This window comes from Anaerotruncus sp. AF02-27 (genome assembly GCF_003465835.1).
Taxonomy (GTDB): Bacteria; Bacillota; Clostridia; order Oscillospirales; family Ruminococcaceae; genus Anaerotruncus; species Anaerotruncus rubiinfantis.
In genome coordinates this window covers 147,729-164,800 of sequence record NZ_QSBX01000003.1, presented here as the reverse complement: position 1 = coordinate 164,800, position 17,072 = coordinate 147,729, and the positions used below count along the sequence as shown (strand labels likewise).

Sequence of the window (17,072 nt, the reverse complement as noted above, 5' to 3'; positions counted from 1 at the left end):
CCCCCTTACCAAATGAATGCGAGGACTTCGCCGCCGACATTCTCTTTGCGAGCCTGTTTGTCGGTCATAACGCCCTTGTTGGTGGAAAGGATGGCGGTGCCAAGGCCTTTCATCACGCGGGGCATATCCTCACAACTGGTGTAAATGCGCAGGCCGGGTTTCGAAACCCTGCGAAGTCCCTGGATGACCGGGGTCTTGCCCTGCCCGTATTTCAGGGTGACCTTGATGACGCCCTGTTTGTCGTCCGCGACGACGGTGAAAGCTTTTATATATCCTTCATCCAACAAAATCTGAGCGATTGCTTTCTTCATGTTGGAAGCAGGAATATCAACAGTATCATGTTTTGCATTGTTTGCATTTCTGATACGTGTCAGCATGTCAGCGATGGTATCGGTGATATGCATGCCGTCAACCTCCTTTAGCTCAGCTTTGTTTTACCAGCTTGCTTTCCGCACTCCGGGAATCTGTCCTTTATATGCCAGTTCTCTGAAGCAAATACGGCAGATACCGAATTTGCGAAGATAAGCATGCGGCCGGCCGCAGATCTTGCACCGCGTGTAAGCTCTCGTGGAGAACTTTGCGGGACGAGACTGCTTTACTTTCATAGATGTTTTCGCCACAGTTACGATTCCTCCTTACTTCGCAAATGGAGCGCCCATGAGCGTCAAAAGCTCGCGGGACTCTTCGTCGGTTTTTGCAGTGGTGACAAAGCAGATGTCCATGCCTCTGACCTTGTCGATTTTATCGTATTCGATCTCCGGGAAGATCAGCTGCTCGCGCAGGCCCATGTTGTAGTTGCCGCGGCCGTCGAAGCCGTTCGGGTTGATGCCGCGGAAGTCGCGGACACGCGGGAGCGCGACATTGAAGAGCCGGTCTACGAATTCGTACATTCTGTCGCCGCGCAGCGTCACCTTCGCGCCGATGTTCATGCCTTCACGAAGCTTGAAGTTCGCCACGGATTTGCGGGCCTTGCAGATGATCGGTTTCTGGCCGGTGATCTTCATAAGGTCCCCGACGATCGCGTCGATAATCTTCGGATTGTCGCGCGCTTCGCCGCAGCCAACGTTGATGACAACCTTATCAAGCTTGGGGATCTGCATGACAGAGCTGTATCCGAATTTTTTCATCAGCGCAGGAGCCATTTCGCTTCTGTACTGGTCTTTCATTCTTGCCATGATTTCTCCTCCTTACTTAAAAAGTTTCACCGCACTTGGGATTTTTGCAAAGACGTTCTTTCGAGCCGTCGTTCAGGATCTTGTGGGCAAGTCTGGTGGGTTTGCCGCATTTGGGGCAGACGAGCATCACCTTGGAGGCGTACATGGCGCCTTCGGCCTTCACAATGCCGCCCGCGTCACCCATTTTACGGGGTTTGACGTGTTTGGTCATCATGTTGACACCTTCCACGATCACTTTCTGCTCCTTCGGGGAAACCTCAAGAACCTTGCCCTTTTTGCCCTTGTCCTTGCCGGACAGAACGATGACTGTATCGCCCGTTTTGACGTGAAGTTTATTCACTTTTGAGCACCTCCATTACAGCACCTCAGGAGCGAGGCTTAATATCTTGAGGTAATCTTTCTCGCGCAGTTCCCTGGCCACTGGTCCAAAGATACGCGTACCTCTCGGGTTTTTGTCTTCCTTTATGATGACCGCCGCGTTCTCATCAAAGCGGATATAGGTTCCGTCTTCACGGGCTATACCTTTTGCGGAACGAACGACAACTGCTTTTACTACGTCGCCCTTTTTCACCTGGCCGCCGGGCGCAGCTTTCTTGACAGAAGCCACGATCACGTCGCCGATGTTCGCATATCTTCTGCGGGAGCCGCCAAGCACACGGATGCACATGAGTTCCTTCGCACCGGTGTTGTCGGCAACCTTCAGATAGGTCTGCATCTGAATCACAGAGCGTTCCTCCTTTCGAATGGGCCCCAAAAGGCCCTGATCAAATTATTTCGCCTTCGTGATGATCTCGGTAACTCTCCACCGTTTGTCTTTGGACAGGGGGCGGGTTTCCATGATCTCAACTTTATCTCCGATGCCGCACGCGTTGTTCTCGTCATGCGCCTTGAACTTTACCGTGCGCTTGATGATCTTTTTGTAAAGGGGGTGTTTGACGTTGTCCTGAATGGCGACGACAACAGTTTTGTCCATCTTGTCGCTCACAACCGTTCCAACGCGGGTTTTTCTGAGATTTCTTTCGCTCATTTACCTTCGTCCTCCCTTCCGCTTACTGCGCGCTCTTGAGCTCGTTTTCCCGGATCAGGGTCTTGACGCGCGCGATGTCGCGTTTGACGTCCTTGAGCCTGAGGGGGTTGTCGAGCTGGTTGATCGCATGCTGGAAGCGAAGGTTGAAAAGTTCTGCCTTGAGGTCCTGAAGCTTTTCGCCCAGTTCCTTGGCGGACATATTCCTAAGCTCAGTGGCCTTCATCACTCTTCACTCCCCTTTTCTTCAGTTTCTTTTGCGACAAACTTGCACTTGATCGGCAGTTTGTGCGCTGCGAGACGCATCGCCTCGCGGGCGAGTTCCTCGGACACGCCGCCGATTTCAAACATCACGCGGCCCGGTTTCACAACGGCCACCCAGTATTCCGGGGAACCTTTACCGGAACCCATTCGGGTCTCAGCCGGCTTTTCAGTGATCGGCTTATCCGGGAAAATCTTGATCCAAACCTGACCGCCACGTTTGATGTAACGGGTCATGGCGATACGGGCCGCCTCGATCTGATTCGAGGTGATCCACGCCGGCTCGGTTGCCTGCAGGCCAAAATCACCGTAGGTGACTTTGTTTCCGCGGTACGCTTTGCCGGTCAGACGGCCTCTGTGTACTCTGCGGTATTTCACTCTCTTAGGCAGAAGCATTATTTGCTGCCTCCTTCCCTGCGAGGAGCTCTGGCATCCCCGAGTACCTCCCCGGCATAAATCCAAACCTTGACGCCGATTCTGCCGTAGGTGGTGTTCGCCTCCGCGAAGCCGTAGTCGATATCGGCGCGGATGGTCTGCAGCGGGATGGTGCCCTCATGGTAATGTTCGGTTCTCGCGATCTCGGCGCCGCCCAGACGGCCGGAAACCTCAACCTTGATGCCCTTGGCGCCAAACTTCATGGCGCGGCCGATGGCCTGTTTCATCGCGCGGCGGAAAGAAACGCGTCCCTCGAGCTGCGCGGCGATGCTTTCAGCGACGAGCTGGGCGTTCTTGTCGGCGGATTTCACCTCGACGACGTTGATGAACACCTGGCGGCGGTCGGCGTCGGCCTTGCCTTTGTTGATCATTTCATCGCACAGCTTGCGGATTCTTTCGATCTCCGATCCGCCCTTACCGATCACGATACCCGGGCGGGAGCAGTGCACGTGGATGCGCACCTTGGTGGCGTCACGTTCAATTTCGATTCTGGGGATACCTGCGTCATACAGGGTTTTCTTTAAGAACTTGCGCAGCTTATAATCCTCAACCAGGATATCGCCGAAAGCAGAGTCCTTAGCAAACCAGCGGGAATCCCAATCCTTAATTACTCCGACACGAAGGCCGTGCGGATTCACTTTTTGGCCCATAGTTTACCTCCTCTTTCAGCTTATTCCCGTTCTGCGACGGTGATAAATACGTGTGAAGTTCTTTTCAGCACCCGGAACGCTCTGCCCTGGGCGCGGGGACGAATCCGTTTCATGGTCGGGCCGGGGACGACGTAGCACTCCGAAACATAGAGATTATTCTTATCCATGTTGAAGTTGTTTTCCGCGTTCGCCACAGCCGACTTCAGCAGCTTCTCAAGGGGCTCGCAAGCGGCCTTGGGAGTGTGCCGGAGAATTGCCATAGCCTGATCAGCAGGCTTATTTCTGATAAGATCAAGCACGATCTGCACCTTACGGGGCGCGATTCGGGCATGTCTCAACGAAGCCTTTGCTTCCATTGGTGATTTCCTCCTTTCGGCCACGTTTACTTGGTTTTTCTCGCGCCGGCATGGCCGCGATAAGTTCTGGTGGGCGCAAACTCGCCGAGCTTATGTCCAACCATATCTTCGGTCACATATACCGGCACATGTTTGCGGCCGTCATGCACCGCAAAGGTGTGCCCGACAAAATCGGGGAATATCGTCGATGCGCGGCTCCAGGTCTTGAGAACCTGTTTCTTCTCGCCGCTCTCGTTCATCTTCTGAACCCTAGCCAGCAGAACGGGCTGTACATAAGGTCCCTTTTTCACGCTTCTACCCATGAAAATTTCCTCCTTTCAGCCCGCTTTACTTCGCGTTGCGACGCTTGACAATAAACTTGTCGGAGCGGTTGTGTTTCGCGCGGGTCTTGTACCCGAGCGCCGGTTTGCCCCAAGGGGTGACAGGTCCGGGACGTCCGACAGGGCTCTTGCCCTCACCACCGCCGTGCGGATGGTCGCAGGGGTTCATGACCGAACCGCGGACGGTAGGACGCCAGCCCATGTGGCGGCGGCGGCCAGCCTTGCCGTAGTTGACGTTTTCCGCGTCAATGTTGCCGACCTGGCCGATGGTGGCGATGCAGATTTCCGGGATGTTCCGGAGTTCTCCGGACGGAAGCCGGACAAGCGCCATGCCGTTTTCCTTCGCCATCAGCTGCGCCATGACGCCGGCCGAACGCGCCAGCTGCGCGCCTTTTCCGGGGTAAAGCTCGATGTTGTGGATGAAGGTACCGGTCGGGATGTTCATCATCGGCAGTGCGTTGCCGGGCTTGATATCCGCGGACGCGCCGGAAACGACGGTGTCGCCGACCTTCAGGCCGTTCGGAGCGATGATGTAGCGCTTCTCGCCGTCCTCATACTGGATGAGCGCGATGTGCGCGGTACGGTTCGGGTCGTATTCAAGGGTCAGAACGGTTGCTTTCATATCCGCCTTGTCGCGTTTGAAATCGACGACGCGGTATTTCCGGCGGTTGCCGCCGCCGCGGTGACGGACCGTGATGCGGCCGTTCGAGTTGCGTCCGGAATGCTTCTTCAGGGGTTCCAGAAGGCTTTTCTCGGGAGCAACCTTTGACAGCCCGCTGTAGTCGGTGACAGTCATCTGCCGGCGCGACGGGGTTGTCGGCTTATAGGATTTAATAGCCATTCGGTTTCACTCTCCTCATAATGTGTTAGCGGGGTTGTGCCGCATCCCTTCCAAAAACGGTGCTGTTTTAGCCGTTTTGGCCGCTAAACCGGCGGGCGGCGCGCGCCGCGGGATTTGGCACCATGCCGCCGGACGCTTTCCGGCGGGTTATGAGTTCCCCATACGTGGACTGGCTGGGTCCATTACAGCATGGTGTCGAAGAACTCAATGGTCTTCGACCCTTCGGTCAGGGTGACGATCGCCTTTTTGTAAGACGGCGTGTAACCGAAGTTGCGGCCCATTCTCTTCATGCGGCCGCGGCAGTTCAGGGTGTTGACCTTCGCCACTTTGGTGCCGGGGAAAAGGCCCTCAACCGCTTTTGCGATCTCAATCTTGTTGGCGTCCTTTGCAACCTTGAAGGTGTACTTCTTCAGCTGCACGTTCGCCATGGAAGCTTCGGTGATAACCGGACGAAGAATGATGTCCTGCGGAGCTTTCATTACGCGTACACCTCCTCAAGTTTGGCTACGGCGTCTTTGGCAACGATGAACTTGTCGCAGTTCACGATGTCGTAGACGTTGATGGTGTTGACCAGAGCGGTCTTTACGCCGGGGATGTTCGCGGCGCTCTTGATGACCTGCTCGTTCACTTCGGGCATCAGGATCAGCGCTTTTTTCTCGGCGCCGAGCGCTTTGAGCATGCCAACCATCGCTTTGGTCTTAAACCCGTCGACAGCGATCGAGTCAACGACAATCATGTCGCCGGTCAGGACCTTGTCGGAGAAGACCGACTTGATTGCCAGACGGCGGACTTTCTTGTTCAGCGAGTAGCTGTAATCGCGGGGCTTCGGGCCAAGCGCGATGCCGCCCTTTCTCCACTGCGGAGCCCGGATGGAACCCTGGCGCGCATGGCCGGTGCCCTTCTGTCTCCACGGCTTTTTGCCGCCGCCGGATACTTCGGTGCGGGTCAGCGTGGACTGGGTGCCCTGACGCTGGTTTGCAAGGTAGTTGACGACAACCTGGTGAACGACCGCAGGGTTGGGTGTCACACCGAACACGGCTTCGGAAAGTTCCATCTCCGAAACAACTTTGCCGGCCATATCGTATACATTAACCTTTGGCATTGTGTGTATCCTCCTTCCCTTACGCCTTGACGCTATCGGTGATGCAGACCACGCCGCCCTTGGCGCCGGGGATCGCTCCCTTGATAGCAATCAGATTATTTTCGGCGTCAACCTTGACGACCTCGAGATTCTGGACGGTGACGCGCTCGGCGCCCATGTGTCCAGGCAGCTTCTTGCCCTTCATGACTCTCGACGGGTCGGAGCAGGCGCCCAGGGAACCCTGGTGTCTGGCAACCGGGCCGGAACCATGGGTCTCTTTGAGACGGCCGAAGTTGTAACGCTTGATGGTGCCGGCGTAACCTTTACCTTTGCTGGTTCCAACAACGTCCACAGCGTCTCCCGCCGCGAAAGCGTCGGCCTTGATGATGTCGCCCACGTTCAGAGCGGCGCAGTCGGCCAGCCGGAATTCCCTCAGCGTTTTCTTGTTTGCGACGTCAGCTTTTGCGAAGTGGCCCTTCATCGGTTTGTTGCAGGCCTTGTCCGAGATGTCGCCGAAACCGATCTGCACGGCTTCATAGCCGTCGTTTTCGGTTGTCTTCTTCTGAACGACAACGCACGGGCCCGCTTCAACGACGGTGACGGGGATCATCTTGCCGTTTTCGTCAAAAAGCTGGGTCATACCGATCTTTTTGCCTACGATGCACTTTTGCATACCTTTCTTTACCTCCTACGGTTATTGGTTGGCATTCGCCAACATGACCTGACGGCGGCTTGCCGTCGTCGGGGTTTGCCGGATCATTAGAGCTTGATCTCAATTTCCACGCCGGCGGGAAGTTCGAGACCGGTCAGCGCCTCGACCGTCTTGTTGGACGGACGCAGGATGTCGATGAGCCGTTTGTGGGTTCTCATCTCGAACTGCTCGCGGCTGTCCTTATACTTATGAACAGCACGCAGAATGGTAACGATCTCCTTTTCGGTGGGAAGGGGGATCGGGCCGGAAACGCGGGCGCCGGTGCGCTTTGCGGTTTCCACGATCTTCTCCGCCGATGCATCCACCAGCTGGTGATCATAGCCTTTGAGCCGGATCCTGATTTTTTCTTTGACTGCCACTTAAACATCGCCTCCTTAAAGTTTTCACGACGACGCTTTAAGAACTGATTTCTTCTGCACACCGCTCCGGGTGTTTCGCGGCTGGGCATACAAAAAATCCGGTAAACCGTAACAGTTTATCCGGACTTTATACCGCCCGCGGGTTTCCCCGCAACCGCAAACTTCCCCCTATGGAAAGCGCACAGTTCCTGTTCAGTATTAAAGTCGCCCGGTTTAAAATCGGACATACTCCGCGGAAATTCCCCGCCTCAAGGGCGGCCACCTCCCGCATCAACGCATATCTTGTGCAGTCACGCTCGATTATAATACCATAACCTCCGGCAAAATGCAAGTATTTTTATAAATATTTTTGGCAATAAAGTCATTAAAAAATTACGGCCCGAAAACGGAAAAGCCGCTTGACTTTTCCACGTTGAAAAGCGTAAAATAATAGCAAACCAAAACAGTTATTAATTATGAATATTTTTGTCTGATGAAGGAGCAGTATGATTACTACCAAACTGATCGTAGAGGACATCGTCAAGATCATCCCGGAATTTGAATACCAGTTCGGCCGCCCCATGAAGCTCATCACCCAGAAGGAACTGACCAACTATCAGAGCAAGGTGCTCACCGTGCTGCAGGTGGTGTCGGAAATCTCCATGTCCGAACTGGCCGACCGGCTCGTCATGAGCAAGCCCCAGCTCACCGCAAACGTGGACGTGCTGGTGCGGCTCGGCTTGGTGGAGCGCATCTCGGACCCCAACGACCGGCGCAAAATCATCATCCGGATGGCCGAAAAGGGCGTCCAGTACATAGATAAGACCAAACAATCGATGGGGAAGTTTTACGACCTTTACTACAACAACCTCACCGAGGAGGAGCGGCTCAAGCTGTATCTGGCCATTGAGGACCTGTTGGTCCTGCTTGAGAAACTGAACCCCCTCTCCCATGGGATCACCCTCGAACAGCTCAAAGATGCGCCGGCCGAGTGAAGCTGTCCCGTTCTCTTTATATAAAGGATAGGATTGCCAATTTTTCGAAGATCATACGAAACGACCTCCGCCCTGTTGGACGGAGGTCGTTTTTGTGCCGGAGGATATTTTAACGGAGGGATAAGTATCTGATTACTCGACCGTGTCAGCCAGTTTCGCAGTGTATTCGCCGATGACGCGTCCCATCGCGATGGCTTCGGTGATATTGGTACCGCCCGGATAGAACTTGTTGACGATCGAACCCAGTTCACCAGCCGCGAAAAGGCGCTCGATGGGTTTCTCGTCGTTGTCCAGAACGCGACCGTACGCGTCGTGCATCGGGCCGCCCTGGGTGTTTAAGAGCGACGGCCACAGCTCGATGGCATAGAAAGGCAGCTTGGTGATGGGGCCCATCTTGAAGCAGTCGCGGTTGAACTTCGGGTCATAGCCGGTGAGCGCCGCCTGGTTATAGTCCGCAACGGCCTTCTCCAGGACTCCCGGGTTATATCCGAGCTGTTTGCCCAGGTCAGCGATGGTGTAGGCCATCTTGATCCAGCCTTTTTCAATTTCGCGCTGGTTGTCCTGGCTCCAGCCCTCCCAGGTGGGGTCCTCCTGGATAATGCCGGGGCAATGGCCGATGATCGGGCCTGCCTCGCGGACGTTCTCGTCGAAGATCATCCAGGCAGGCATCCGCGGGTAGGCCATCTTTTCGGCGTTGCAGGCGGTGAAGTCGAATGCCATCGCATGCACGTCCAGGCCGGACTCATTCAGAAAACGCTCGCCGTTCTGGTCGACATACATATAGTTGGGCGCGTGCATGCCAATGCCGATCGGCTGCTCATGATCCTTTACCTTATAGCTGACGCCGCAGGAGACGCCGGTCATATGCCACATCTTCGCGCCCAGTTTCGCGGTCATGGTGAGCCCGTCTCCGACGCTGCACATGCAGCCCTGGCTCATCAGCGGCATTCCAAGATAGTTGGTCTGCATCTCAGCGTTGCGGTTGAAGCCGCCGCAGGTGAGGCAAACCGCTTTTTTGGCGCGGATGAAGCAGGGGCCGTCCGGGGTTTCGGCCTTGATGCCAATGACTTCTCCGCTGGCGTTGGTGACGAGCTCCTTGCCGCGGGTCTCATACTGGATCTTGATTCCCCGCTTGTTGACGCCGTGCATCAGGGAGGCAATCAGGTAATAGCCGCCGTTCATCCCAGGCGCGCCGCCGTCTTTGGGAACGAACTGCGAACGACCGCCCAGTCCCTCGGAGCCTGGCAGGAAATCCCAGACGGCGTTGGGGGCCGGCGGAAACGGAACCTTCTCCGCGATCTTGAAGTCGCAGTCGCATTTCTGCTTGAACCATTCGTGGCTGGTGGCGGTGACCTCGACGAACTTGTGGATCAGATCATCCTTGACCGTGTCGTCGAACACTCCGCGGTAGTACTGGTAGACCTTCTCGTTGTCGAGAAATACACGCAGGGTGCCGCCGCTCAGACGGGTATTTCCGCCCGGGACCTTATCCGCTTCGATGACGAGCACGTCCGCGCCGTTGTCGTACGCTTCGATGGCTGCGCAGCCGCCGGCTGCGCCCAGGCCAACCACGACGACGTCCACTGTTTTATCCCATTTCATACCCAAAACTCCTTTTACTGCGTTTTTTGTTTTCCCGGGGTTCTGTTGTGTACAGGTGAATGGTGCTGTGTTATCTGTTGTTTTTAAGAAATAATTAATATTTATTAAATATTTCTATATTTGAATTATATTTATTTGCTAACTAATTGTCAATGCAAATATCGCGACAAAAATCCGAACTATTTTTGTTTATATTAACTTTCCGGAACCGGCGCGCCGCAGTGCGGGCAGATCTTCATGCCGGGCATAAGCATGGCTCCGCAGTAGGGGCAGTAGGCCGGCGCGGCGCAGCGGGCCGCGGACAGCAGAGCCTTCATCTTCTCAAACATCGTGAATTTCCTCCTTCTGTGTGCTGGAGGGCCGCACGTCCACCGGGCATGCGGCCCTATTTTTTATGGTTTTTCTTATTCGATGCCCGCCTGCTTCTTCATCTCGGCAATCTTCTTGTCGGTCAGCGGGTAGAGCAGCATTGCGACGATCACGATCGCCAGAAGGATAGCGGGCAGCAGCGCAAAGAGCACCGGCAGTCCAGCGATCGCCTGGTCGGTGATGTTCTCGGCGTTAAAGCCGATGAGCGACAGCCCCACGCCCAGGATGAGCCCCTGGAAGATGCCGCCGACCTTCGGGGAGAGCGAAAAGATGGTCATCAGGAAGCCCTTCAGGTCTTTGCCGGTCTTGATGAGGGTGTAGTCGACCAGATTGGAATAAACCGCGGCTTCGGCCGAATGCATGAAGGAATAGCCCACATAGCCCACCGCGAGCAGGATGGTGAAGAGAAGTGCGTTGCCCTGGGTGGCGAAGGAGATCAGCATGCTGCCGCCGTAAATGATTCCGCCGATGATATAGGCGTTGCGCGCGCCGCCGGCCAGCTTCGACACGAAGGGGGTCAGAAAGGCGCCGCCGATCATCAGCGCGGTGCTCGCCGAAAGATAGACGGTCAGCAGGGCTTTGTCCCCGATGACGTAGGTGTAATAGTACACCGACAGCGAAGTGACCGAGAAATAGGTGGCGATCTTGAGGATGCCCGCGATCAGGAACATCAGCATGGGGTAAGAGATGATGCTGCGGATCATCTCCCAGATTGAGACGTCGCTCGCACGGGCCTTGCCGGTTTCGCCAACCGGCTCGGGGATGTCATAGGGTTTGGCCATCATATAGAGCTGATAGAAGCCGAGGAAGCACAGGACCGAGAGGATCGCCGCAAAGGTGGAATAGCCGATCTTCTCAAACAGCGTAACCGCCACCAGGCTCAGCAGGAACTTGGCGATCGAGTTGCACTGGATCCGGCAGGCCGCATAGGAGGCACGGTCGCCGGGATCGGGCGCAAGCACCGGCAGCAGCCCTGTATACGGGCAGTAGACAAAGTTATAGGCGAGGTAGCAGAGGGTGTACATCGCGCCGAAATAGAAAACCGCGCTCGCACCCGTCAGGCCGAAGTTGTTGAAGCGCAGCCAGTTGAATATGGCGCATGCAATGGCGCCCCAGAGAATCCACGGGCGGAATTTTCCGCTTTTGAAATTGGACTTTTGGATCAGGATACCGATGATTGGGATGGAGATGGTGTCCACCACGCTCGCGATGGACATTGCCGAACCCATGGCCGCCGCCGAGAGCCCCACCGAGATGGTCAAAAACGCGCTGAAATAGGTCGAGGACAGATTGGTGATAATGGTGGTAAAAAAGTTCCCCAGACCGTACCGATAGCTTGCGAGGCTGTAGACCGCTTTTTTCTTTGTCGTTGCCCCTTCCATGAAATCGTACCTCCTCAATTACTGTTTTGGTTGCCGGATCGGATCGCTCGCACATAACAGATGCCGGGAAAGCAATAATGTGTTTTTATTAACAATTTCATTTTAACAGTTATTTTGTATTTGTCAATATTATAAAAAATTATTTATTAAAAAATCAAAAATGTTATTTACTTTTAATTGATTCCATACTATAATTTAAGCAGCCTTCGGATTGCTGAAAAATTAACAAATATTTGTTGGGACGGCGCGGCCAAACGAGAGGGAGCGTGTGGGCATGGCCATCTTTTTATCGTTCTGCGCAATTTTGCTGAGCATCCTGATTGGCAACCGTTTCAAAATCAACGTGGGCATCCTGGCAGGGAGCTTCGCCGTGCTCATTGGCGTTCTGGTTTTGCAGATGCCCGCCAGCGCCTTTTTCGCGCTTCTGCCCGGCAAGATCATCTTCACCGTCACCATGGTCACCCTGTTTTACGGCTTTCTTTCGGAAAATGGAACCTTGCAGGCGGCAATCGGCCATGTACTTTATGCCCTCAAAGGACGCATTTCCTGCATTCCCCTCGCGCTCTTTCTGATGAGCATCGTCATCAGCGGGATCGGAACCGGCGCCCCCACCGCCACCGTCATCCTCGCCCCCATCGCCATGGCAGTCGCTCCCTGCATCGGACGGCATTCGCTGCTGCTGGGGGTCTCGGTTTCCTATGGCGTGTGTATCGGCGGAAATTTCATTCTCAGCCAGGGCGGTATCATCTCCAGCGCCATCATCGATCAGTCGCTGGCCTACGCCGGTCAGGGACGGCCGATCATGCTTCGCGCCTTTTTCCTGAGCCTGTTGTTTTTTTCCCTGACCTACGCGGTGGTGTATCTGCTGACCAGAGGACGGGCCAGTTCCACCAAAGGCAGCCTGCCGGAACCCAGACCGTTCACTCCGGCGCAGGCGAGGGGGCTTCTGCTGCTCTGTCTCGTCCTGGGGACGGTTATCGCCTTTTCCCTGCTGGGTCAGCTGCTGGCGGAAGGCTATTGGAAAACCGTCTTTACACAGTTTGACCTCAGTTTCGTCATGCTTTTGGGCGTGCTGGCCCAGTCCGCCCTCTCCCTGGGGGAATTCCCCACCATCTGCCAAAAATACGTGCCGGTCCAGATGCTGGTCTTTTTCACCGGCATGACTCTGCTGATGGGCGTTGCGGTGGAGGCCGGCGTTGTGGAATGGCTCAGTGCACTGGCCAAAAGCAATGTGCCGGCTTTGCTCCTCCCCGCCGCCCTCGCGTTCATTGCCGGGGTCATGAGCTGCTTCAGCAGCTCCCTCTCGGTGGTTATCCCCGTGCTGTTTCCACTGGTGCCCGCGCTTTCCTCCGAGCTCAGCGTCTCCCATCTGCTGCTCTACAGCGCCATCTTTATTGGCTCCACCTGCGCCGGAATATCCCCTTTCTCCACCGGCGGGTTCCTTCTGGTCAGCAACTGTCGAGTACAGCACGAAACACACGGCCTGCGCAACAGTCTGTTGGTTCTCGCCGTGGCCAACATCCTTTGCGCCGCCCTGTTTCTTTTGGTATTGAGTTTGTTGTGACCGGTTCGGCCGCGCTTCCGACCTGTTCCCCAATCGATGGTTCAACAAAAAAAGGACGGCAATGCCGTCCTTTTTTTGTTGGAGAAAATCCGCCGGCCGCGCGCCGCTCACTGGTAGACAGACAGGTCGACGCTGTCAAGCATCTGCCGTCGTTCGCTTTCGGTGAATCCGTTGAACACCAGCGTATATTCGTATTCACCGCAGAAGATGGTCGCAATGTCGGAGCCATCCTCCCGCACAGTGGTGAATTCATAGCCCTTTACAGTTTTGTAGCTGCCTCCGCTTCCCGGTTCAATGCCATGATAAGTCACAGCGGTGATCTTTTCACTGATCTTCATCCAGTCAACTGTGATACCCAGGCTGCGTTTTTCGCCGTCATAATTCACCCACATCGTTTTGCCAAAGCTTTGGCCTTTGTCATCCCCCAGGCTGCTTGCCTTGGCAGAGGCAAATGCCATTCCGTCCGGGATCTCCGGCAGCGCCAGCGGCAGGCCAAGCGCTTTGGCCGCTTCCTGCGCCGAAGCATAGTCTGCCGTCTCCTTCTCGGTGACCGAAAGGTTGATATCCGAATCAACCGGCGCGTCCTGCGTCCAGCTCAACTGGATTTCATCTTCTCCGATCACCATCTGATCCGGATCGGGCAGCTGACCGCCCGGGACTTCAGCGGACGATGCAACCTGCACGTGCACGCCCTCCTTGGCCAGTTCTTCCGCCTGCTTCTGTGACATTTTTCCGTCGCCGGTCTGTACCACGACCATCTGGTCATCTTTTACAAACGCGAACCGCTGCCATGCGCCTGAGGCATAGACCCCGACCGACAGCATTGCGACAATCGCCGCAGCGGCAAACACACCGCGTATCGTTTTACTCATTTTCATCGGCTGCTTACGCTCCTTATCCAATTTTTTGATCCTTGCGGCAAATAACTCCGGCGATTCTGCCGCAATGGGGTGATCCTCCAAACCGGTCAGGCGGTCAAGTGTTTCACGGATGCCGTCCAGGTCCATCTCGTCAATCGCCTGGTCAAGCTTTTGCTTCAGTTGCTGTTTTGACTCCATTACAATTCCTCCTTACCGGTGTACTCGGATTGAAGCGCTTCATCCGTACACTTTCATATGCTGGTTTTTATCTGTGTGTAACGGCCTCAGAAGGAAAATTCCTTCTGGGCCACCTCAGCGGCGATCGCTCGGATTTCCCGCCGCAGCCGCACATAGCGCATCCGCACCGCAGTCTTCTCCAAGTGGTATTGGGCGGCGATTTCAGACATGCTCCACCCTTTTATATAGTAAAGGCTGTAGAGCTTCTGCTTTTCCGGGCTGAGTTGCCCAAGGACCGCGTCGATATAAGCGCTTTCATCCACCGCCCGGTCGAGCGCTGTCTCAATAAGATTTGTGCCGTCAGGCTGTGCCTCCAGCCTGCCATCCCCGTCGAGCTCTTCCCGCGCCATGCGTGCGAACGCTTCCCGCCGGGCCTTCTGTGCGAGGTTTTTCGCCGTCAGGAATAAAAAGCCGCCTGGATTCGGATGTGTAAGCAATGCCTCTCGTTTCTGCCACGCCACCAGAAAAACCTCCTGCACTGTGTCCCGTGCTGCCTGCTCGTCTGCAAGCGCGGCATACAGGTAGCGCAGAACCTTTTCATAATAATCTTCACAAAGCCCGTCAAAAAAACGTTCGGCTTTTTTTCCGTTCCACAAAACCGCACCACCTCCTGTATCGTTATGCCGGATACCCCGCCGGTGTAACAAAAAAAGAAGCCGGCGGATTTCCGTCGGCTTCTTTTTGGGGATCAGTCAGTAACCGCATTGTGCCCCGCACCGGTTCTCTCTTAGTAGGCTTTGCCCCAGATGATCATGGTTTTCGCGGGCTTGCCGCAGATCGGGCAGGTTTCGCCCAGGTTTTCCTGCGCGAACGGCATGCAGCGGGAGGTTAGGCCGGCTTCTTCTTTAACCCGCAGTTCGCAGGCCTCGTCGCCGCACCACATCGTTTTGAAGAACCCGGATTTGGTGTTCGCAAGCTCTTTGAGCTCATCGAAGGTGTGCGCGGCCCAGGTGCGCGCCTCGCGGTTGGCAAGCGCCTTTTGATAGAGCCCGTCATGGACGGCCTTGAGCAGTTCGGGAATCTTCGTTTCCAGCTCATCGAGCGAAACAATCGTCTTTTCGCGATTGTCGCGGCGGACCAGCACACACTGGTTTGCTTCGATATCGCGCGGTCCCATTTCGAGCCGCAGCGGGACGCCCTTCATCTCGTATTCGGCAAACTTCCAGCCGGCGGAATTGTCGCTGTCGTCAATCTTCGCGCGGCAGAATTTTTTGAGCTGCTCGGTGACCGCACGCGCCTTATCGAGCACGCCCGGCTTATGCTGTGCGATCGGAAGCACAATCACCTGGATCGGCGCGATCGCGGGCGGCAGCACCAGACCGTTGTCATCGCCGTGGGTCATGATGATCGCGCCGATGATGCGGGTGGACATGCCCCAGGAGGTCTGATGCGGGTATTCCGGCTTGTTGTCGCGGCTCTGGAAAGTGATATCAAACGCGCGGGCAAAGCCGTCGCCAAAGTAATGCGAGGTGCCCGACTGCAGCGCTTTGCCGTCATGCATCATCGCTTCGATGGTGTAGGTGGCTTCCGCGCCGGCGAACTGTTCCTTCTTGGTCTTGCGGCCCTTGGTGACCGGGATCGCAAGGCTCTCCTCGCAGAAGTCGGCATAGACGTTGAGCATCCGCTCGGTCTCCTCCATCGCCTCTTGCGCGGTCTCATGCATCGTGTGGCCTTCCTGCCACCAGAATTCACAGGTGCGCAGGAACGGACGGGTGGTCTTTTCCCAGCGCACGACCGAGCACCACTGGTTATAGAGCTTTGGCAGGTCGCGGTAGGAATGAATAATGTTGGCGTAATGCTCACAGAAGAGCGTCTCCGAGGTTGGACGAACGCAAAGGCGCTCGGTCAGCTTTTCCTCGCCTCCGTGGGTCACCCATGCGACTTCCGGCGCAAAGCCTTCGACATGGTCCTTCTCCTTTTGCAGCAATCCCTCGGGGATGAACATCGGCATCATGACATTCTCATGTCCGAGCGCTTTGAAGCGGGCGTCAAGATCGTCATGGATATTTTCCCAGATCGCGCAGCCGTATGGCCGCACAATCGTACAGCCCCGCACCGAAGAATAATCGGCCAAGTCGGCTTTTTTAACGATATCCGTGTACCATTTTGCGAAATCCTCGTCCATCGAGGTGATCGCTTCCACCATTTTTTTCTGATCTGCCATCGGTTATTACTCCTTTTTATCCGGCTGCGCCACAGGCCTGTTTTCTGGGCATGCCGCCCACCGGCTTTTACACGTTTTCTATCATACCCGTTTCCACCGCGAATTGCAAGCCCCTTCCTTTGCGCCCTCCGTGCGACTGGGAGTTGCGCCTTCCGTGCGCACGGATTTGCTCCGCAGGGGTACTTTCTTGCTCGTGCAAGAAAGTACCCAAAGAACACGCGCGGGGACACCCCGCGGCCCCATGCGCGCGATTTCGTCGCCGCTTCGCGGCAAAGATCGCGCGCAATCTGCTTAGATGCCACGAAGCGTGCCGCGTGATGAAAAGCACGCGGGACAGATCGCCGCAACCTTGCGGCGATGCGCTGTGCGCAAAGCGGACAAGCGGATTTAAAAATGCCGCGCTCCGCGCGGCATCATTTAGGGGATGGATTGTCGGTCAGACCCAAAATATAATCCGTGCTGACGCCGTAAAACTGGGACAATAAAATCAGCTTGTCCCCCGGCAACTGGAATTGCCCATATTCGTAGCGCTGATAAGTGTAGGTTGCACAGCCAAGATGCCCTGCAACAACCGCCTGCGAAAGCCCTCGGCTTTCCCGCAGCTGTACCAGCCGTTCATTATAAGCAGCCATTTTATCACCTTCTTTGTCCTGAACCCATTATACAGAAAAACAGGGTTGATATTACCACTTATAAATGGTATCAT

25 protein-coding genes are annotated in these 17,072 nt (G+C 55.5%); 2 read left to right on the top strand and 23 right to left on the bottom strand.

The features are described 5' to 3' along the window. Positions 1–5: 5 nt before the first annotated feature. From rpsH to rpsJ, 16 genes are all read right to left on the bottom strand, one after another. Positions 6–404 carry a 30S ribosomal protein S8 gene (rpsH, locus tag DWV16_RS04575; protein WP_066455347.1) on the bottom strand — a complete coding sequence of 133 codons (399 nt, stop codon included), beginning with the start codon at positions 402–404 and terminating at the stop codon, positions 6–8. Positions 405–434: 30 nt separating this feature from the next. Then, positions 435–620 (bottom strand): type Z 30S ribosomal protein S14, encoded by a 186-nt coding sequence (locus tag DWV16_RS04570; protein ID WP_079988112.1) that lies wholly within the window; start codon positions 618–620, stop codon positions 435–437. Positions 621–635: 15 nt separating this feature from the next. Beyond that, complete coding sequence (rplE, locus tag DWV16_RS04565) at positions 636–1,175, bottom strand: 50S ribosomal protein L5 (protein WP_066455348.1); 540 nt, start codon at positions 1,173–1,175, stop codon at positions 636–638. 16 nt (positions 1,176–1,191) lie between these two features. Then, positions 1,192–1,515 (bottom strand): 50S ribosomal protein L24, encoded by a 324-nt coding sequence (rplX, locus tag DWV16_RS04560; protein WP_066455350.1) that lies wholly within the window; start codon positions 1,513–1,515, stop codon positions 1,192–1,194. A gap of 15 nt (positions 1,516–1,530) precedes the next feature. Beyond that, entirely contained in the window at positions 1,531–1,899 is a 369-nt protein-coding gene (gene rplN, locus DWV16_RS04555) for a 50S ribosomal protein L14 (protein WP_066455353.1), read from the bottom strand. 45 nt (positions 1,900–1,944) lie between these two features. Then, entirely contained in the window at positions 1,945–2,202 is a 258-nt protein-coding gene (gene rpsQ / locus DWV16_RS04550; RefSeq protein ID WP_066455355.1) for a 30S ribosomal protein S17, read from the bottom strand. A 22-nt stretch (positions 2,203–2,224) separates the two neighbouring features. Then, a complete protein-coding gene (gene rpmC / locus DWV16_RS04545; RefSeq protein WP_066455358.1) occupies positions 2,225–2,425 on the bottom strand; it encodes a 50S ribosomal protein L29 in 201 nt (66 codons plus the stop codon). Then, positions 2,425–2,856 (bottom strand): 50S ribosomal protein L16, encoded by a 432-nt coding sequence (rplP, locus tag DWV16_RS04540; RefSeq protein WP_066455360.1) that lies wholly within the window; start codon positions 2,854–2,856, stop codon positions 2,425–2,427. The genes rpmC and rplP overlap by 1 nt, the downstream gene beginning before the upstream one ends. Next, the gene (rpsC, locus tag DWV16_RS04535) at positions 2,856–3,545 is read right to left on the bottom strand and encodes a 30S ribosomal protein S3 (protein ID WP_066455362.1); all 690 of its coding nucleotides are present in this window, start codon (positions 3,543–3,545) and stop codon (positions 2,856–2,858) included. Before rpsC ends, rplP begins: the two co-directional genes overlap by 1 nt. 20 nt (positions 3,546–3,565) lie before the next feature. After that, entirely contained in the window at positions 3,566–3,901 is a 336-nt protein-coding gene (rplV, locus tag DWV16_RS04530) for a 50S ribosomal protein L22 (protein WP_066455364.1), read from the bottom strand. A 26-nt stretch (positions 3,902–3,927) separates the two neighbouring features. Continuing rightward, positions 3,928–4,203: a 30S ribosomal protein S19 gene (gene rpsS / locus DWV16_RS04525; RefSeq protein WP_066455366.1), complete on the bottom strand. Its 276-nt coding sequence runs from the start codon at positions 4,201–4,203 to the stop codon at positions 3,928–3,930. Positions 4,204–4,228: 25 nt separating this feature from the next. Next, entirely contained in the window at positions 4,229–5,062 is an 834-nt protein-coding gene (gene rplB / locus DWV16_RS04520) for a 50S ribosomal protein L2 (protein ID WP_066455369.1), read from the bottom strand. 182 nt (positions 5,063–5,244) lie between these two features. After that, the gene (gene rplW / locus DWV16_RS04515; RefSeq protein ID WP_066455372.1) at positions 5,245–5,541 is read right to left on the bottom strand and encodes a 50S ribosomal protein L23; all 297 of its coding nucleotides are present in this window, start codon (positions 5,539–5,541) and stop codon (positions 5,245–5,247) included. Further along, positions 5,541–6,164 carry a 50S ribosomal protein L4 gene (rplD, locus tag DWV16_RS04510; RefSeq protein WP_066455375.1) on the bottom strand — a complete coding sequence of 208 codons (624 nt, stop codon included), beginning with the start codon at positions 6,162–6,164 and terminating at the stop codon, positions 5,541–5,543. The genes rplW and rplD overlap by 1 nt, the downstream gene beginning before the upstream one ends. 19 nt (positions 6,165–6,183) lie before the next feature. Next, a complete protein-coding gene (gene rplC, locus DWV16_RS04505; protein WP_066455377.1) occupies positions 6,184–6,816 on the bottom strand; it encodes a 50S ribosomal protein L3 in 633 nt (210 codons plus the stop codon). An 86-nt stretch (positions 6,817–6,902) separates the two neighbouring features. Next, positions 6,903–7,214, bottom strand: a complete 312-nt coding sequence (gene rpsJ / locus DWV16_RS04500; RefSeq protein ID WP_006873286.1) for a 30S ribosomal protein S10 — start codon at positions 7,212–7,214, stop codon at positions 6,903–6,905. A gap of 485 nt (positions 7,215–7,699) precedes the next feature. On the opposite strand from rpsJ, the gene DWV16_RS04495 reads away from it, so the two are divergent. Continuing rightward, complete coding sequence (locus DWV16_RS04495; protein ID WP_066455379.1) at positions 7,700–8,188, top strand: MarR family winged helix-turn-helix transcriptional regulator; 489 nt, start codon at positions 7,700–7,702, stop codon at positions 8,186–8,188. A gap of 132 nt (positions 8,189–8,320) precedes the next feature. On the opposite strand, the gene DWV16_RS04490 is transcribed toward DWV16_RS04495, so the two are convergent. The 3 genes from DWV16_RS04490 to DWV16_RS04480 form a co-directional block, all read right to left on the bottom strand. After that, positions 8,321–9,790 (bottom strand): FAD-dependent oxidoreductase, encoded by a 1,470-nt coding sequence (locus tag DWV16_RS04490; RefSeq protein WP_066455381.1) that lies wholly within the window; start codon positions 9,788–9,790, stop codon positions 8,321–8,323. Positions 9,791–9,984: 194 nt separating this feature from the next. Continuing rightward, on the bottom strand, positions 9,985–10,119 hold the full coding sequence (locus DWV16_RS04485; protein ID WP_079988113.1) for a zinc ribbon domain-containing protein: 135 nt from the start codon (positions 10,117–10,119) through the stop codon (positions 9,985–9,987). Positions 10,120–10,194: 75 nt separating this feature from the next. Continuing rightward, the gene (locus tag DWV16_RS04480; RefSeq protein WP_118477920.1) at positions 10,195–11,541 is read right to left on the bottom strand and encodes an MFS transporter; all 1,347 of its coding nucleotides are present in this window, start codon (positions 11,539–11,541) and stop codon (positions 10,195–10,197) included. A 274-nt stretch (positions 11,542–11,815) separates the two neighbouring features. On the opposite strand from DWV16_RS04480, the gene DWV16_RS04475 reads away from it, so the two are divergent. Continuing rightward, positions 11,816–13,105, top strand: a complete 1,290-nt coding sequence (locus tag DWV16_RS04475) for an SLC13 family permease (protein WP_118477918.1) — start codon at positions 11,816–11,818, stop codon at positions 13,103–13,105. 107 nt (positions 13,106–13,212) lie between these two features. On the opposite strand, the gene DWV16_RS04470 is transcribed toward DWV16_RS04475, so the two are convergent. The 4 genes from DWV16_RS04470 to DWV16_RS04455 all read right to left on the bottom strand — a co-directional run bounded on the left by DWV16_RS04470 (position 13,213) and on the right by DWV16_RS04455 (position 16,998). Then, entirely contained in the window at positions 13,213–14,163 is a 951-nt protein-coding gene (locus DWV16_RS04470) for a hypothetical protein (protein WP_118477916.1), read from the bottom strand. 86 nt (positions 14,164–14,249) lie between these two features. After that, entirely contained in the window at positions 14,250–14,798 is a 549-nt protein-coding gene (locus DWV16_RS04465) for an RNA polymerase sigma factor (protein WP_158572776.1), read from the bottom strand. Positions 14,799–14,929: 131 nt separating this feature from the next. Further along, positions 14,930–16,366, bottom strand: coding sequence for a proline--tRNA ligase (gene proS, locus DWV16_RS04460; RefSeq protein ID WP_066455402.1), 1,437 nt, complete (start codon positions 16,364–16,366; stop codon positions 14,930–14,932). Positions 16,367–16,779: 413 nt separating this feature from the next. Beyond that, complete coding sequence (locus DWV16_RS04455; protein WP_118477913.1) at positions 16,780–16,998, bottom strand: helix-turn-helix domain-containing protein; 219 nt, start codon at positions 16,996–16,998, stop codon at positions 16,780–16,782. Between the last annotated feature and the right edge of the window lie 74 nt (positions 16,999–17,072).

What these genes read in the sequence shown, in the direction of transcription:
- rpsH (WP_066455347.1), bottom strand. Translation starts at nt 404, where the DNA reads ATGCATATCACCGATACCATCGCTGACATGCTGACACGTATCAGAAAT.
- rplE (WP_066455348.1), bottom strand. Translation starts at nt 1,175, where the DNA reads ATGGCAAGAATGAAAGACCAGTACAGAAGCGAAATGGCTCCTGCGCTG.
- rpsQ (WP_066455355.1), bottom strand. Translation starts at nt 2,202, where the DNA reads ATGAGCGAAAGAAATCTCAGAAAAACCCGCGTTGGAACGGTTGTGAGC.
- rpmC (WP_066455358.1), bottom strand. Translation starts at nt 2,425, where the DNA reads ATGAAGGCCACTGAGCTTAGGAATATGTCCGCCAAGGAACTGGGCGAA.
- rplP (WP_066455360.1), bottom strand. Translation starts at nt 2,856, where the DNA reads ATGCTTCTGCCTAAGAGAGTGAAATACCGCAGAGTACACAGAGGCCGT.
- rpsC (WP_066455362.1), bottom strand. Translation starts at nt 3,545, where the DNA reads ATGGGCCAAAAAGTGAATCCGCACGGCCTTCGTGTCGGAGTAATTAAG.
- rplV (WP_066455364.1), bottom strand. Translation starts at nt 3,901, where the DNA reads ATGGAAGCAAAGGCTTCGTTGAGACATGCCCGAATCGCGCCCCGTAAG.
- rpsS (WP_066455366.1), bottom strand. Translation starts at nt 4,203, where the DNA reads ATGGGTAGAAGCGTGAAAAAGGGACCTTATGTACAGCCCGTTCTGCTG.
- rplB (WP_066455369.1), bottom strand. Translation starts at nt 5,062, where the DNA reads ATGGCTATTAAATCCTATAAGCCGACAACCCCGTCGCGCCGGCAGATG.
- rplW (WP_066455372.1), bottom strand. Translation starts at nt 5,541, where the DNA reads ATGAAAGCTCCGCAGGACATCATTCTTCGTCCGGTTATCACCGAAGCT.
- rplD (WP_066455375.1), bottom strand. Translation starts at nt 6,164, where the DNA reads ATGCCAAAGGTTAATGTATACGATATGGCCGGCAAAGTTGTTTCGGAG.
- rplC (WP_066455377.1), bottom strand. Translation starts at nt 6,816, where the DNA reads ATGCAAAAGTGCATCGTAGGCAAAAAGATCGGTATGACCCAGCTTTTT.
- DWV16_RS04495 (WP_066455379.1), top strand. Translation starts at nt 7,700, where the DNA reads ATGATTACTACCAAACTGATCGTAGAGGACATCGTCAAGATCATCCCG.
- DWV16_RS04490 (WP_066455381.1), bottom strand. Translation starts at nt 9,790, where the DNA reads ATGAAATGGGATAAAACAGTGGACGTCGTCGTGGTTGGCCTGGGCGCA.
- DWV16_RS04485 (WP_079988113.1), bottom strand. Translation starts at nt 10,119, where the DNA reads ATGTTTGAGAAGATGAAGGCTCTGCTGTCCGCGGCCCGCTGCGCCGCG.
- DWV16_RS04480 (WP_118477920.1), bottom strand. Translation starts at nt 11,541, where the DNA reads ATGGAAGGGGCAACGACAAAGAAAAAAGCGGTCTACAGCCTCGCAAGC.
- DWV16_RS04475 (WP_118477918.1), top strand. Translation starts at nt 11,816, where the DNA reads ATGGCCATCTTTTTATCGTTCTGCGCAATTTTGCTGAGCATCCTGATT.
- DWV16_RS04470 (WP_118477916.1), bottom strand. Translation starts at nt 14,163, where the DNA reads ATGGAGTCAAAACAGCAACTGAAGCAAAAGCTTGACCAGGCGATTGAC.
- proS (WP_066455402.1), bottom strand. Translation starts at nt 16,366, where the DNA reads ATGGCAGATCAGAAAAAAATGGTGGAAGCGATCACCTCGATGGACGAG.
- DWV16_RS04455 (WP_118477913.1), bottom strand. Translation starts at nt 16,998, where the DNA reads ATGGCTGCTTATAATGAACGGCTGGTACAGCTGCGGGAAAGCCGAGGG.